Genomic DNA, 14270 nt, shown 5'->3' with positions numbered 1-14270 from the left:
CCTTGAGGTTTTGGGGGCTTGCAAGGGATAGACGCGTGCCGCCCGCCGTTTATTCCCGCGTTGGCGAATTATTTTTTGCTGGCGCGTGCAGGCTGGCCCACAGGTGGGCCGCCGCCATGGTGCGGTGCGGCGCGTACTGGCGCAGCCACTGTTCCGTGCGCGCCATGTCCGGCTTCGCTTCTTCGCCGAGCAGCTTTTGCAGCGCGGCGCGGATGGCCACGTCGCCGTGCAGCGAGCAGTCGGCATAGCCGTAGCCGCGTAGCAGCGCGTAGTTGACGGTCCACGGGCCGATGCCTTTCACGGCCAGCAGCGCTTGCGATATCGCCGCCACGTCACCGGAAGGCGGCAGCTCCAGCGACAGTTCTCCCTCATCGACGAGGCGTGCCAGGCGCAGCACGGTTTCCGCCTTGGCGCGCGAGAATTTGCGGCTGGTCAGCTCTTCCACCGACAACCGTGCCACGTCGCGCGCTTCGGGGTAGCACCACAAGCCGCTGCCGTGCCGGCGTCCGGCCTGCAAGATGAAGGTGCGGCGCAGGGCGATGGCGAACGGCAGGTTGATCTGCTGGCCGATGATGGCCCAGGTCAGCGCCTCGAAGGGGCTGGCCGATTGCACGATGCGCAGACCTGGATTGAGGCTGACCAGAGGCGCCAGCAGCGGGTCATTGGCCGCCAGTTGCGCGAACGGCTGCGGATCGATGCGCAGGCCGAGGATGTTCAACAAGGCGCCGTGCAGCGGTGTTTGAAGGTCCGCATCGCCGTCGATCTCGGCGCGGCAGACGGCGGCAGCGTCAGTGAAGGCGACATCCAGCACGACCGGCACGTCTTGCACCAGGATGCCCTTGCGCAGGCCAGTCGGCGTGACTTGTTCTGCCACGGCTTCGCCATCGCGGCTGTGGAAGGTGATGACGTCGTCGCGGCGGTAGCCGGTGGGTAGGGGGAGGGTCCAGTGCAGCAGGGTCATGGTGGGGGGGCAAAGTCAGGGACGGTATCAGGGAGGCGATGCGGGCGCACCGCGTTTCTTGCTTTTTACCTTAGCGCGCAGATGTCGGTGCTGGGCGGGCTCAGGGCCGCCGCGTGCTGGATCTGCAGCGCGTCGGGCACGCCATTTTTTACGGCCGTCAGTTCGGCCAGGATGGAGATGGCGATTTCGGCCGGCGTCTTGCTGCCGATGTAGAGGCCAATGGGGCCATGCAGGCGCGCCAGCTGTTCCGCGCTGACGTCGAACTGCAGCAGCCGTTCGCGCCGCTTGGCATTGTTGGCGCGCGAACCGATGGCGCCCACGTAGAACGCGGGCGATTTCAGCGCTTCCATCAGGGCCAGGTCATCGAGCTTGGGGTCGTGCGTGAGGGCGACGACGGCGCTGCGGCTGTCGAGTTTGAGTTCCAGCACGAGGTCGTCCGGCATGGCGTGCAGCAGGGGCACGCCGGGCACGTTCCAGCCGCCCCGGTATTCTTCGCGCGGGTCGCAGACGATGACGTGGTAATCCATGGCCGTGGCGATCTGCGCCACGAAGCGCGACAGCTGGCTGGCACCGATGATCAGCAAGCGCCAGCGCGGACCGTGCTGCGTGGTGAGTATGCCGTCTTCCAGGGCCAGCACGGCGCCCGGCGTGGCGCGCTGCAGGGTGACGGCGCCGGTTTCCAGATCGAGGCGGCGCTCGACCAGTTCATGCGCTTCCAGGCGCGCCAGCAGTTCTGCCACGCGGCTGCCAGCATGCAGCGGTTCGATGGCCAGTTCGATGGTGCCGCCGCAGGGCAGGCCGAAGCGGTGCGCCTCGTCTGCGCTGATGCCGTAGCTGACGATGTCCGGCTGCGTGCGCACGATGCCGTGCACGCGCACGGTGTCGATCAAGTCATCTTCGATGCAGCCGCCGGAAACGGAACCGACCACCGTGCCATCGTCGCAGATGGCCAGGGTGGCGCCCACGGGGCGGGGGCTGGAACCCCAGGTCTTGATAACGGTGACGAGTTCGCAGCGGTGGCCGGCGGCGAGCCAGGCGGCGCTGGTTTTCAGAACTTCAAGGTCGATGCTGTCCATGGGCCGCGAAAGGAAAGCCGCAGGTAGGCGGCAAAGTATGGAATATTTTTCAATATTGTGGCTATACTACGCTCTCCAACAGCCTGCGGAGAGTTTTCATGTCGAACGACCAAAAAACGCAAGACGACGGCATTCCCAAGTTTGGCAAACTGCTCATCGCCCTGTTCCTGGCGGTGGTATTTTGCGGCGCCCTGACCTGGATCATGGGCACCTATTTCCCGAACTTCCCCGGCGCCTGACCAAACTTGGTTTTGTCAGGCGCCTCCTTTGTTGATCAGGCCTAGGGCTTGATCGGCTTCTTCGCCGCCTGCTTGGCGCGCACGTCGATGACGGCGCGGTTGACGGCGGCCATGCGCGAGTTGGTGCCCGGGTGCAGGGCCGTGTAGCCATTGGCGACCGTGGCCGGCACTTGCGTGGCCAGGCGCTGCCAGAAGCGGGCGGCGTTGTCGACGTTGTAGCCGGCGCGCGCCAGCAGGTAGATGGCCAGGGTGTCGGCTTGCACGTCGAGTTCCTGCGGCATGGCCTTGATGCCGGCCGCGCCCGTCAGCATCGACACGTCGGGCTGCACGGCGCCCAGGCTGTCGATGATGCTGCCGGCCGTCCCGGCCGAGCGCTGGCTGCGCGCGTGGTCTAGGATGTTGTGCGCCATTTCGCGGGCGATCACGAAGGCGATGCTTTCGTCGTTTTGCGCCGCATTGACCATGCCGCGCGTGAGCATGATGCGTCCGCCGTCCGAGTAGGCATTGATATTGTCCGCATTGCCCAGGGCGACGCGGAAGGCGCAGGCGCGCGTGACGGGAATTTTGAGGTCTTGCTGCTGGCCGTCGCGGGCGATGGTCATGTTCAGGCTCGCGCTTTTCGAAGCCAGCGGGCCGACGATGGCGCCGAACGGGCCTTCCGCTTTCGGGCCGGCCGGCAGCGGCTTGCCTTCGGCGGCCAGCAAGCCGTCGCCCTTGCGCAAGCCGGCGCGGGCGGCGCCGCTGCCCGGCAAGACGCCGGAGACCTGCATCTGTTCGCCGTAGCCGAGGGCTGCCTGCGCCGCGTCGGCATAGATGCCAGGGTAGGAATACTTGTTCTGCGCCGTGAAGCCCAGCAGGTTGCGCGCATACGTCTTGCACAGGTCCGCATTGTTGATCAGCAGGGGCGCCGAGACTTTCGACAGGCGGTCCTGCAGCGCCACCATCTTCACCAGTTCTTCCTGCGCCGCCTTTTGCTGCGCCGTCGGCGCGGGCGCATCGGGCGCCGGCACGACGTTGAACGGACCGCTGACATTCGTGGCCGGCGTGGTGCAGCCGGCGAGGATGGCCGCACTGGCCAGCAGGAGGGGAGTAGCCAATCGGCGCAGCGAAGTTGGGGCTGGGATCAGATGGCGGAAACCTGGCATGGACTATTCCTTCGTGTAGCTCCTGACAAAACCTACTGCGCGGCGCGATTTGCGGCCTCCGATGCTCACTGTGCATTCGCACAGCTCTGCTTCTCAGCCACAACTCACATCCGCTCGCTACGGTTTGTCAGTCGCTGTTAATGTTTTCCGGTGCTGCCGAAACCGCCAACACCGCGTTCGCTGTCGCCGAATTCCTCGACGACGTTAAAGCCCACTTGCAGCACCGGCACGATAATCAGTTGCGCCAGGCGTTCCATGGGATTGAGCGTGAAAGCGCTCTGGCCCCGGTTCCAGGTCGATACCATCAGCTGGCCCTGGTAATCGGAGTCGATCAAGCCTACCAGATTCCCCAATACGATGCCGTTTTTGTGGCCCATGCCGCTGCGCGGCAAAATCATGGCCGCATACGACGGGTCGCCGATGTGGATGGCCAGGCCGGTGGGAATGAGCACGGTCTGGCCGGCTTCGATGGTGATCGCCTCGTCGATGCAGGCGCGCAAATCGAGGCCGGCGCTGCCCGGTGTGGCGTAGGCCGGCAGCAGTTCTTTCATGCGGGCGTCGAGGATCTTGATGTCGATATTTTTCATGAATCTAACTAACTAACTAAGCTAAGTCGTTTAAAGGGATTATTTGAGCAGCGAATTCTTGGCAATGCGCTTCGAGATTTCCGAAATCAGCTGGCGCGCCAAGTTCAGTTTCGAGGCGCGCGGCAGCACGGTATGGCCTTCCTCGTCGAAGAGGATGATGGTGTTGTCGTCCTGGCCAAAGGTGTTCTGGCCGATATTGCCGACGAGGAGGGGGATGCCCTTTTTCTCGCGCTTGGTCGAGCCGAATTCCACGAGGTTTTCCGATTCGGCGGCAAAGCCCACGCAGTAGGGATAGCCGGCCAGGTTGGTGCGTGCCGCCACGGTGGCGAGGATGTCGGGGTTTTGCGCGAACTGCAGTTCGGGTACGGAGCCGTCGGCCTGCTTTTTCATCTTTTGTTCGCTGGCGTTGGCCACGCGCCAGTCGGCGACGGCGGCCACGGCGACGAAGACATGCTGGCCGTCGACGTGGGCCAGCACGGCATCGTGCATCTGCTGCGCGCTTTGCACGTCGATGCGGCGCACGCCGAACGGCGCGTCCAGCGCCGTGGGGCCGGAAATGAGCAGCACCTCGGCGCCCGCTTCGCGCGCCGCGCGCGCCACCGCATAGCCCATCTTGCCCGAGGACAGATTGGTGATGCCGCGCACGGGGTCGATGGCTTCGAAGGTGGGGCCGGCCGTGACCAGCACGCGTTTGCCTGCCAATACCTTCGGCTGGAAGGCGGCGATCAGCTCCGTCAGCAATTGCTCCGGTTCCAGCATGCGGCCCAGGCCCGTTTCGCCGCACGCCTGTTCGCCGGCGGCCGGGCCAAACAGCTTGATGCCGTCATCGCGCAGCTGCTGCACATTGCGTTGCGTGGCGGGGTTCTGCCACATTTCCACGTTCATTGCCGGTGCCACGAGCAGGGGCAGGTGGGCGGGCCGGGCCAGGCACAGGGTCGACAGCAGGTCGTCGCACACGCCGTGCGCGAGCTTGCGCAGAAAATCGGCCGAACACGGCGCGATCAGGATGGCGTCCGCATGGCGCGTCAGATCGATATGCGCCATGTTGTTGGCGATGCGCGCATCCCACTGGCTCGTGTGCACGGGGTGGCCGGACAGGGCCTGCATCGTGACGGCCGTGATGAAGTGGCTGGCCGCATCCGTCATCACCACTTGCACCGAGGCGCCGGCCTTGGTCAGCGCGCGGCACAGTTCCGCCGCCTTGTAGCAGGCGACGCCGCCTGAGAGTCCCAGGACGATTTTTTTGCCGGACAATTCCATGCCGTTCTCCCGCGTGTTTATTTGTTTACCCGGCGCAGTTCATCGATGATGAACAGGGCCGCGCCGATGCAGATGGCGCTGTCGGCGATATTGAAAGCGGGGAAATGGCCCCAGCTTTTCCAGTGGAAGTCGAGGAAGTCGACCACGTGGCCGTAGACCAGGCGGTCGATGGCGTTGCCCAGCGCGCCGCCAAGGATCAGCGCCAGGGCCCAGCAAAACATGCGCTGGCCGGCGTGCTTTTTCAGCAGATAGATGATGTAGACGGCGGCCGCCAGGGCGATGCCGGTGAAGAAATAGCGCTGCCAGCCGCCCTGGTCGGACAGGAAGCTGAACGCGGCGCCCTTGTTATATGCGAGCACCAGGTTGAAATACGAGGTGATGACCATCTCTTGCGCATAGCGGAAGGTCTTCAGGATCGTGATCTTGGTGATCTGGTCGAACAGGATGACGATGGCGGCAATGCCCAGCCAGGGCACGAGCGACGCCGAGGATGACGATTTCGATGAAAAACGGTTTTTAGTGGCCATATTTTTCCAGGGAAGATAATGCCGCCGCTGCCCTTGCGGGCAGCGGCGGTGGGAAGCGGCGCAGGAAGCTGTCCCGCGCCGTTTTATGCGAAGCGGCGTTTCTCGCCCGCGCCAAACAGATTGCTGACGCAGCGGCCGCACAGGGTAGCATGCGCGGCGTCCGTGCCCACGTCCGCACGGTAGTGCCAGCAGCGCTCGCACTTCGGCGCCGTCGACGCGGCCACGACCACTTCCTCGGCCGCTTCGTCAGCCACTTCGGCCACCGTTGCCTGCGAGGTGATGAAGACGAACTTCAAGTCGTCGCCCAGGGTGGTCAACAGCTTGTACTTCATCGGCGCGGCCTTGATCGTCAGTTCCGCCTGCAGCGACGAACCGATGGCGCCCGAGGTGCGCAAGTCTTCCAGCTGTTTCGTCACGTCCGTGCGCACGGCGCGCAGGGCCGTGTATTTTTCCAGCAGCTCGGCCGCATCCGCCACTGCCGGCAGCTGCCACCAGGTTTGCGTGAAGATGGTTTCATCGCTGGCGGCATACGCTTCCGGTCCGGCGAAGACGGCCCATGCTTCTTCGGCCGTGAACGACAGGGCCGGGGCCATCAGGCGCAGCAGGCTTTGCGTGATGTGCCACAGGGCCGTTTGCGCGGAACGGCGCGCGTGCGACGTCAGGCCGGAGGTGTACAAACGGTCCTTCAGGATGTCCAGGTAGAAGCCGCCCAGGTCTTCCGAGCAGTACGTCTGCAGCTTCGACACGACCGGGTGGAATTCGTAGCGCGCGTAGTTGTTCTCGATCTGCGTTTGCAGCGATGCCATGTTGGCCAGCGCATAGCGGTCGATTTCGAACATCTCCGCCACCGGCACGGCGTCCGTGGCCGGATTGAAGTCCGACGTATTGGCCAGCAGGAAGCGCAGCGTGTTGCGGATGCGGCGATACGATTCCGTCACGCGTTTCAGGATTTCGTCGGAGATCGACAGTTCGCCCGTGTAGTCGGTCGAGGCGATCCACAGGCGCAGGATGTCCGCGCCCAGGGTGTCCGAGATCTTTTGCGGCGCCAGGGTGTTGCCCAGCGACTTGGACATCTTCTTGCCTTCGCCATCGACCGTGAAGCCGTGCGTCAGCAGGGCTTTATATGGCGGGCGGCCATTCAGCATCGACGACACGAGCAAGGAGGAATGGAACCAGCCGCGATGCTGGTCCGAGCCTTCCAGGTACAGGTCGGCCGGGAATTGCAGCTGCGTCGAGTGCGAACCGTGGCCTTGCGGACCGCCCAGCACCGTCTGGTGCGTGGCGCCGGAATCGAACCACACGTCCAGCGTGTCCTTGTTCTTGGCGTAGATGGCCGCTTCGTCGCCGATCAGGTCTTTCAGATCCAGCGCCTGCCATGCCTCGATGCCGTCCTTTTCGATCAGCTTGGCCACTTGCTCCAGCAGTTCCGGCGTGCGCGGATGCAGGTCACCCGTTTCCTTGTGCACGATGAAGGCCATCGGCACGCCCCACTGGCGCTGGCGCGACAGGGTCCAGTCGGGACGGTTGGCGATCATGCCATGCAGGCGCGCCTGGCCCCAGTCCGGGAAGAACTCGGTGTCGGCGATGCCTTTCAATGCCGTCTCGCGCAGGGTCGCGCCGCCGTCTTTCGGCGTCACGTCCATGCCGGCGAACCACTGCGAGGTGGCGCGGTAGATGATCGGCGTTTTATGGCGCCAGCAATGCATGTAGCTGTGGTCGAACATCTTGACTTCGAACAGCGCGCCCGCTTCGCGCAAGGCGTTGCAGATCGGCTTGGACGCTTCCCAGATGGTCATGCCGCCGAACAGGGGCAGGGTCGAGGCGAACTTGCCGTCGCCCATGACGGGCTTGATGATGTCGTCGTCCTTCATGCCGTGCGCCTTGCACGAGATGAAGTCGTCCAGGCCGTAGGCTGGCGCCGAGTGCACCACGCCCGTGCCGCTTTCCGTGGTCACGTATTCGGCCAGGTACAGGGGCGACAAACGGTCGTAGAATGCGTCGGAAGCATGCAGCGGGTGGCGGAAGCTGATGCCGGCCAGGGCCGCGCCGTCGCAGGTGGCGATCGTCGTGCCTTCCAGCTTGAAGCGCGCCAGGCTGGCCACGACCAGGTCTTGCGCCAGAATCAGCAGCAATGGCTGGCCATCGCGCTCGGTCTTCACCAGCGCATATTTGACTTCCGGGTGCACGTTCAGCGCCTGGTTCGACGGGATGGTCCACGGCGTCGTGGTCCAGATGACGATGAAACCGTTATCGGTCGGCAGCGATGGCAGGCCGAAGGCGGCCGCCAGTTTTTCCGGCTCGGCGAACTTGAACCCGACGTCGATGGCGGGATCGCGTTTTTCCGCGTATTCCACTTCCGCCTCGGCCAGCGCCGACTGGCAGTCGAAGCACCAGTTGACGGGCTTCAGGCCGCGGTAGACATAGCCTTTTTCCAGCAGCTTGCCCAGCGCGCGCAGTTCGTCCGCTTCATTGCCGTGCGCCATGGTCAGATACGGGTTGTCCCACTCGCCCAGCACGCCGAGGCGGATGAAGTCTTTTTTCTGGCGCTCGACCTGCACATTGGCGTAGGCGCGGGCTTTTTCCAGCACGTCGGCAGTCGGCAGGTTCTTGCCGTGCAGTTTTTCGATCTGGATCTCGATCGGCATGCCGTGGCAATCCCACCCCGGTACGTATGGCGCGTCGAAACCGGACAGCGAGCGCGACTTGACGACCATGTCCTTGAGGATCTTGTTGACGGCGTGGCCCAGGTGGATGTCGCCATTCGCGTACGGCGGGCCGTCATGCAGGATGAATTTCGGGCGGCCGGCGGCGGCCTTGCGCACGCGCTCGTAGATTTTCTTGTCTTGCCATTGCTGTACCCATTGCGGCTCGCGCTTGGCCATGTCGCCGCGCATCGGGAATGGGGTTTCCGTCATGTTGACCGGGTATTTGCTTTCAGGCTTTTTGTTTTGCTTGGGCGTGGCTGGCTTGTTTTGATCGGACATAGTCTTCTTTACTTGTATGGTGTAGATGTTTTGCAGCAGGTGTGTGGCGGCGGCGGGCGCCGCCAGGCGGCGGAGTTGGCCGGGGTCAAATTCGGTCGGTGGCGGTAATGGCGCTGCGGCGCTGCGCAAAATAGGCGCGTGCCTGGTTCGAGTCGCGCTCGATGGCGGCCGTCAAAGTGGGCAAATCGTCGTATTTCTCTTCGTCGCGCAGCTTTTCCAAAAATTCCACGCGCACCAGCTTGCCGTAGCAGGACTGATTGAAATCGAACAGATGCACTTCCAGCAGCACGCGGCCGCTGTCATCGACGGTGGGGCGCACGCCAAGGCTGGCCACGGCCGGCAGCGGTGCCGGCCCCAGGCCATGCACTTGCACGATGAAGATGCCGGACAGGGCGGGGCGGTGCGCCACGCGCAGGTTCAGGGTGGGAAAACCCAGGGTGCGGCCCAGCTTCTGGCCGTGGATCACGTGGCCGGAAATGGCGTACGGATGACCGAGCAGCTGCGTGGCCAGCGGGAAATCGCCGGCGGCCAGGGCCAGGCGCACGGCCGACGACGAGATACGCGTGCTGCCGTTCATCACGGTAGGCAATGTTTCCACGTGGAAACCATATTGGCGGCCCGCTTCCTGCAGCATGGCCACGTCGCCGGCGCGCCGGGCGCCATAGCAGAAGTCGTCGCCGACCATCAGCCATTTCACGTGCAAGCCGTCGACGAGGACTTTTTCCGTGAATTCCTGCGGCGTCAAGGCGGCGAACTGGGCGCTGAAGTGCTCGACGACGACACGGTCGATGCCGGCGTCGTCCAGCGATTGCAGCTTGTCGCGCAGGTTGGCGATGCGCTGCGGGGCTTTGGACAGGTCGCCCGCGCGCTGCGCGAAGAATTCGCGCGGGTGCGGTTCGAACGTCATCACGGCCGCTTCGATGCCGAGCTCGGTGGCAGCTTCGCGCACGCGCGCCAGCAAGGCCTGATGGCCGATGTGGACACCGTCAAAATTGCCGATGGTCAGAGCGCAAGGCGCTCGTGCCTGGGCATTGGGAAGTCCGCGGAATACCTTCATAGGAATCTGATGAAAAACTGTGCCAAAAGGGGGATTATACGGACTGTTTCAGGGATGCACACCCGGCAGGGCGGCCGCAGGGGTAATTTCCCTGCTGAAATGATAAAAAGCGTTGCCGGCGGGTGTGCTGGCAACGCTTTTGGGTGGCACTCGACTAGCTGCCTACAACTCCCGGAGGATGTTGTCTTATTTATTCATCAGAGTCCAGTAACGGGCCAGGTCTGCCGCGCCATCCGTGCCCTTGACGGCTTTGAGTGCCGTCGTGGCGTTGGACTTCTTGCCAGCGTGGATGTAAGCGATGCCTAGATGCAGCTTGGCTTCTTCCGCATACTTGGCGGTGCCCAGTTTCACGGCGTCGTTCATCAAGCCCAGGCCCTTTTCCGCCTGGCCGTCGTAGACGAGGGCGAAGCCCAGCTTGCTCAAGCTGTCGGCGTCCTTGTTTTTGACGTATTCCGCTTCCGACTTGGCTGCGCTGGCTTTCAGGTCGGCCTGGGTTTTCAGGGCCAGGTCTTTCAGGCGCTGGTGACGGGCTGCATCGGCGCCGGTACCCAGCACGCCTTTTTTGTAGCCTTGCTCGATGATGCTCAACGCTTCGCCAGGATTGCCTGCTTGCAGGGCCAGCTGGCTGATTTCCATGTATTCGGAAGGCTTGCTGAACAGGCCGTTAGCCAGGCGCAGGCGCTGGACGTCCAGGCCCAGGCGTTGCGAGAAGCCAGGTTTGCCCGAAACGCGGTTCAGCAGGTCGGCCCAGTAGCTGGTTTTCGGATAGCTCGATGCCAGTTTTTCCAGGGTGGCGACGTAGCCGCCCTTGTCGTTTTGCTTCATCTGGATGTTGGCCAGCATTTGCAGGCTTGCTTCCGAGTTGCCGCCGCGCGCTTGCAGCTCTTTTGCCGCTTCGGCGTAGTTGCCGCTGACGTAGTAGGTCTGGATCAGCAGTTCGCGCATCTGTGGATCTTCGCGGTCTTTCAGCGAGCGTTTGATCCAGGTGATGGTGTTCGGCCAGTCCTTGGCGCGGTAGTACATGCCTGCCAGCGCTTGCGTGAATTTCGGGGCTTCGGCGGCGCTCAGGCGGCCGGAATTGATGACGGCTTCAAACGCCTTGATGGCGGTGCCGTTGTCGCCGGCGGCGGCGGCGGCCGAAGCGCGTACGCGTTCGATCTGGTAGCTTTCAAAGGCGGTCTTGCCGCCAACGCTGTCTGCTTCACGCAGTTTGGCCAGCGCTTCCTTGTTTTTGCCGCTGCTAGCGAGTTTTTGTGCTTCTTGCAGTGGCTTGCCGACTTCGGCGCGCACGGTGTCCGCGGCATATGCCAGCGAGCCCAGGCCGATTACAGGAGTTGCTGCGGTAAAACCGATAGCGGCCATGACGAGGCCGAGATGAGCGAGACGAAACTTGGACATGAGAAAGTCTTTCAGTAAAAAGCGAATAGGCAGGAAGTCCTGCCTATTCGGATGTAAAGATAACCTGATTGCTACAGCTTACTGGAATTGCTCGTTGCCGACCAGACCGATTTTGGTCACGCCCAGACGCTGCGCCGACGCCATCACACCGGCGACGACTTTGTATTCCACCAGCTTGTTAGGACGCAGATGCACTTCTGGCTGGTCTGCTTGCGCAGCAACGTTGCTCAGCTTGGCTTCCAGCGTATTACGATCAGGTACGACCTGATTGTCCCACAAGATAGTGCCATCAAAATCGACATCGATCGTGACGACCACTGGTTCGGTTGTCGGTGGCGGCGGGGTGCCGACCGGCATGTTCAGGTTCACCGAGTGGTTTTGCTTAGGAATCGTGATGATCAACATGATAATCAGCACCAGCATCACGTCGATGAGGGGCGTCATGTTCAGTTCCATCATTGGTTCCGGATCCGCGCCTGCTGCGCTTCCCGAACCGACATTCATACTCATAGTGTTTCCTTTAAGAAGTCCAACGAAGCACCGGGCAAAACTGCCGCCCGGCAAGCTTCCTTCAGCGGCGCCCCCGTGTTGCCGGGGCGCCGCTGTCAGTCGCTATCAGCTCTTGTCAGGTGGTTCGGTGATGAAGCCGACCTTCTGGATCCCGGCACGTTGGGTCGTGTAAATAACCCGGCCGATCGATTCGTAGCGTGTTTCTTGGTCGCCACGAACGTGTACTTCCGGCTGCGGTACTTTCACTGCTTCAACTTTAAGATAATCGAACAGCTCGTTCGTGTCTTTCAGTCTGGTCTGGCCCAGGTAAATCTCGCCATCCTTGTTAACAACGATGTTAACGTTTTGCGGCTTGGTTTGCAGGGCTTGGTTCGTCTCAATCGGCAGATCGATTTTCTGCAGCTTGAGGACAACCGGACTCGTAATCAAGAAAATGATCAGCAAAACCAACATGATGTCGACAAGCGGCGTCGTGTTGATTTCTGACATTACCTGATCTTGTTCTCCGCTGTCGGAGCCGACGGACATCGACATGACTTATCCGATCTTTTTAGCGCCGGCAGCACGGCCAGCTTCGCTGGTGGACATTACGCCGGAAACCAGAACCGAGTGAACGTCGGCGCTGAACGAGCGGATGTCTTCCATTGCGGTTTTGTTACGACGAACCAACCAGTTGTAACCCAGAACGGCAGGAACAGCGACCAGCAGACCGAAAGCGGTCATGATCAGTGCTTCACCAACTGGACCTGCAACTTTGTCGATCGATGCGTTACCGGTCATGCCGATAGCGGTCAGTGCGTTGTAGATACCCCAAACGGTACCGAACAGACCGATAAACGGTGCGGTCGAACCAACGGTTGCCAGGAACGACAGGCCATCTTGCAGACGCGATTGAACTTTGTCCGAAGCGCGCTGGATCGACATCGTCACCCAGGTCGACAGATCGATTTGTTCCAGCAGGGCGCCGTCATGGTGAGCCGTTGCCTTGGTGCCCGATTCAGCGATGAAGCGGAATGGCGAACCTTCTTCCAGGGTTGCCGAACCAGCAGCGATCGAAGGAGCTTTCCAGAATTTGGCAGCGGCTTCTTTAGCTTGCTTGAAGATCTTCATTTGATCGATCAGCTTGGTGATGATGATGTACCAGGTACCGATCGACATGATGACCATGATGATCAGGGTGGCGCGTGGCACGAAGCCGCCGTCCCACACTGCTTGCAGGCCGAACGGGTTGTGCACTTCTTCGGTTTTGGCTGGAGCTGCTGCATCAGCGGCTGGAGTTGCTGCTGCGTCTGCTGCTGGAGCGGCTGCATCTGCAGCAACTGGTGCTGGTGCAGCGTCTGCCGCAGGAGCCGAAGCGGCAGCCGATGCTGGCGCGTCAGCGAATGCCGGAGCTGCTACCAGAGCGGTAGTGGCGGTAACGGACAACAGAACCGCGGCAAAAAATGCGGACAAACGGGTATTCTTAAACATGCTTCCTCCAAAATTAAAAATAACAGATCGCTGAACGTAATGACAACGAAATCATAGTGTGAGACAGGGGATAACTGTCTCGGGTTTTAATCCAGCGACCAAACGTATTGCATTTGCTGCCAGCCTTGTTCCGGCTTGCCGTCAACTGTTGCCGGCTTAAATGTACAGCGGCTGATACCTTGCACCGCGGCTTTGTCCAGGTCTCTGAAGCCGCTGGACTTCACGATCTTCGAATCAGCGACCTTGCCGTCTACACCGATCAGGAACGACAGTGTCACCACACCGGTTTCCTCGTTGCGCTGCGACGACTTTGGATAAGCCGGTTTTTCGCAGACACTGAAGTCAACCACGGCCGGTGTACGCACCGATTTGGCTGGTCCAGGAGTTGGCGCAGGCTGTGCAGGCGGCGATGGCGGCGTCAATACATTCGTGGCTGGTTTCACGGTCGTCGCATTTGCAATCACGTTCTGCTGTGGCGGCGGCTGCTGCACGTTCACCTCGACTGGCGGAATGAATGGCGGCGGTGGCGCTTTCATTTCTGGCGGCGGTGGTGGCGGTGGAAGATCCTTCGGTGGAGGCGGTTTGACTTCCTCGATAATCTTGGTTTCAACCGGTTCCATCATTTTGGTGACTAACCGCTTGCCCAAGCCCGTCACGATCCCGTAAGCCGCGAGAACGTGCAGCAGGACAACGATAGTGATGCCTGTGTAGTTCTTGGGACTTTTCTCGTTCGAAAAATTCATGCCTGCTTTCTCCAAATACCATCTCTTGTCTTGCAACTGAACCCCAAAATGACGACACAAAGCTCCAGCCGTATCCGGGACGTCGCCGAATTATACATACGAATTCTTTATTTTACACAGATTTTTAACGCCTAAAACCGGTTAAATTTTTGGCGCTTTTGCGCCCTGAAAACGTACTTGCTTATGTCATCTTTGCACGCTTTCGGACAGAAAAAAAGGCGGTCTTATCGGTTTTTTACAGCCGTTTTGGGCGACCGCTGCTAAGTTCTCCGATGTGCCTATCTGGCGGAATTATATTTCGTGATATTCAATA

Annotated in this window: 14 protein-coding genes; 1 reads left to right on the top strand and 13 read right to left on the bottom strand. The window is 61.4% G+C overall.

All coding sequences use genetic code 11. The features are described 5' to 3' along the window. Positions 1 to 49 precede the first annotated feature (49 nt). Positions 50 to 961, bottom strand: a complete 912-nt coding sequence (locus P9875_RS24195) for a DNA-3-methyladenine glycosylase family protein (RefSeq protein ID WP_176388005.1) — start codon at positions 959 to 961, stop codon at positions 50 to 52. A gap of 65 nt (positions 962 to 1026) precedes the next feature. Next, positions 1027 to 2037 carry an XdhC family protein gene (locus P9875_RS24190; protein WP_278316807.1) on the bottom strand — a complete coding sequence of 337 codons (1011 nt, stop codon included), beginning with the start codon at positions 2035 to 2037 and terminating at the stop codon, positions 1027 to 1029. Between the two features lie 98 nt (positions 2038 to 2135). Here P9875_RS24190 and P9875_RS24185 point away from each other — a divergent pair, with 98 nt between their 5' ends. Next, entirely contained in the window at positions 2136 to 2276 is a 141-nt protein-coding gene (locus P9875_RS24185; protein WP_175444556.1) for a hypothetical protein, read from the top strand. A gap of 41 nt (positions 2277 to 2317) precedes the next feature. Here P9875_RS24185 and P9875_RS24180 read toward each other — a convergent pair whose 3' ends face one another. The 11 genes from P9875_RS24180 to P9875_RS24130 form a co-directional block, all read right to left on the bottom strand. Continuing rightward, complete coding sequence (locus P9875_RS24180) at positions 2318 to 3421, bottom strand: M48 family metallopeptidase (RefSeq protein WP_035821485.1); 1104 nt, start codon at positions 3419 to 3421, stop codon at positions 2318 to 2320. Between the two features lie 137 nt (positions 3422 to 3558). After that, positions 3559 to 4008 carry a dUTP diphosphatase gene (gene dut / locus P9875_RS24175; RefSeq protein WP_034785229.1) on the bottom strand — a complete coding sequence of 150 codons (450 nt, stop codon included), beginning with the start codon at positions 4006 to 4008 and terminating at the stop codon, positions 3559 to 3561. Between the two features lie 39 nt (positions 4009 to 4047). Next, the gene (coaBC, locus tag P9875_RS24170; RefSeq protein WP_035821482.1) at positions 4048 to 5268 is read right to left on the bottom strand and encodes a bifunctional phosphopantothenoylcysteine decarboxylase/phosphopantothenate--cysteine ligase CoaBC; all 1221 of its coding nucleotides are present in this window, start codon (positions 5266 to 5268) and stop codon (positions 4048 to 4050) included. A gap of 17 nt (positions 5269 to 5285) precedes the next feature. Continuing rightward, complete coding sequence (gene lspA / locus P9875_RS24165) at positions 5286 to 5795, bottom strand: signal peptidase II (protein WP_035821479.1); 510 nt, start codon at positions 5793 to 5795, stop codon at positions 5286 to 5288. A gap of 83 nt (positions 5796 to 5878) precedes the next feature. Continuing rightward, positions 5879 to 8779, bottom strand: coding sequence for an isoleucine--tRNA ligase (gene ileS, locus P9875_RS24160; RefSeq protein WP_278316806.1), 2901 nt, complete (start codon positions 8777 to 8779; stop codon positions 5879 to 5881). Between the two features lie 85 nt (positions 8780 to 8864). After that, the gene (locus P9875_RS24155; RefSeq protein ID WP_176388010.1) at positions 8865 to 9836 is read right to left on the bottom strand and encodes a bifunctional riboflavin kinase/FAD synthetase; all 972 of its coding nucleotides are present in this window, start codon (positions 9834 to 9836) and stop codon (positions 8865 to 8867) included. A gap of 186 nt (positions 9837 to 10022) precedes the next feature. Further along, positions 10023 to 11234 carry a hypothetical protein gene (locus P9875_RS24150; protein WP_035821474.1) on the bottom strand — a complete coding sequence of 404 codons (1212 nt, stop codon included), beginning with the start codon at positions 11232 to 11234 and terminating at the stop codon, positions 10023 to 10025. A 78-nt stretch (positions 11235 to 11312) separates the two neighbouring features. Then, a complete protein-coding gene (locus P9875_RS24145; RefSeq protein ID WP_170840419.1) occupies positions 11313 to 11744 on the bottom strand; it encodes an ExbD/TolR family protein in 432 nt (143 codons plus the stop codon). A 105-nt stretch (positions 11745 to 11849) separates the two neighbouring features. Then, the gene (locus P9875_RS24140) at positions 11850 to 12278 is read right to left on the bottom strand and encodes an ExbD/TolR family protein (protein WP_035821469.1); all 429 of its coding nucleotides are present in this window, start codon (positions 12276 to 12278) and stop codon (positions 11850 to 11852) included. Between the two features lie 3 nt (positions 12279 to 12281). Further along, positions 12282 to 13214: a MotA/TolQ/ExbB proton channel family protein gene (locus P9875_RS24135; protein WP_200880281.1), complete on the bottom strand. Its 933-nt coding sequence runs from the start codon at positions 13212 to 13214 to the stop codon at positions 12282 to 12284. Positions 13215 to 13300: 86 nt separating this feature from the next. Continuing rightward, positions 13301 to 13957 (bottom strand): energy transducer TonB, encoded by a 657-nt coding sequence (locus tag P9875_RS24130; RefSeq protein ID WP_035821463.1) that lies wholly within the window; start codon positions 13955 to 13957, stop codon positions 13301 to 13303. Positions 13958 to 14270: the final 313 nt, after the last annotated feature.

The organism is Janthinobacterium rivuli (assembly GCF_029690045.1).
In the GTDB taxonomy this organism is placed as follows: Bacteria; Pseudomonadota; Gammaproteobacteria; order Burkholderiales; family Burkholderiaceae_D; genus Janthinobacterium; species Janthinobacterium rivuli.
Note: the sequence above shows the minus strand (reverse complement) of the source record. Positions and strands in the feature narration are given on the sequence as shown.

Bases quoted from the DNA above. Each gene is read 5' to 3' on its own strand.
- P9875_RS24190 (WP_278316807.1), bottom strand. From the start codon at position 2,037: ATGGACAGCATCGACCTTGAAGTTCTGAAAACCAGCGCCGCCTGGCTC.
- P9875_RS24195 (WP_176388005.1), bottom strand. From the start codon at position 961: ATGACCCTGCTGCACTGGACCCTCCCCCTACCCACCGGCTACCGCCGC.
- coaBC (WP_035821482.1), bottom strand. From the start codon at position 5,268: ATGGAATTGTCCGGCAAAAAAATCGTCCTGGGACTCTCAGGCGGCGTC.
- P9875_RS24135 (WP_200880281.1), bottom strand. From the start codon at position 13,214: ATGTTTAAGAATACCCGTTTGTCCGCATTTTTTGCCGCGGTTCTGTTG.
- P9875_RS24140 (WP_035821469.1), bottom strand. From the start codon at position 12,278: ATGTCGATGTCCGTCGGCTCCGACAGCGGAGAACAAGATCAGGTAATG.
- ileS (WP_278316806.1), bottom strand. From the start codon at position 8,779: ATGTCCGATCAAAACAAGCCAGCCACGCCCAAGCAAAACAAAAAGCCT.
- P9875_RS24145 (WP_170840419.1), bottom strand. From the start codon at position 11,744: ATGAGTATGAATGTCGGTTCGGGAAGCGCAGCAGGCGCGGATCCGGAA.
- P9875_RS24185 (WP_175444556.1), top strand. From the start codon at position 2,136: ATGTCGAACGACCAAAAAACGCAAGACGACGGCATTCCCAAGTTTGGC.
- dut (WP_034785229.1), bottom strand. From the start codon at position 4,008: ATGAAAAATATCGACATCAAGATCCTCGACGCCCGCATGAAAGAACTG.
- P9875_RS24155 (WP_176388010.1), bottom strand. From the start codon at position 9,836: ATGAAGGTATTCCGCGGACTTCCCAATGCCCAGGCACGAGCGCCTTGC.
- P9875_RS24150 (WP_035821474.1), bottom strand. From the start codon at position 11,234: ATGTCCAAGTTTCGTCTCGCTCATCTCGGCCTCGTCATGGCCGCTATC.
- P9875_RS24180 (WP_035821485.1), bottom strand. From the start codon at position 3,421: ATGCCAGGTTTCCGCCATCTGATCCCAGCCCCAACTTCGCTGCGCCGA.
- P9875_RS24130 (WP_035821463.1), bottom strand. From the start codon at position 13,957: ATGAATTTTTCGAACGAGAAAAGTCCCAAGAACTACACAGGCATCACT.
- lspA (WP_035821479.1), bottom strand. From the start codon at position 5,795: ATGGCCACTAAAAACCGTTTTTCATCGAAATCGTCATCCTCGGCGTCG.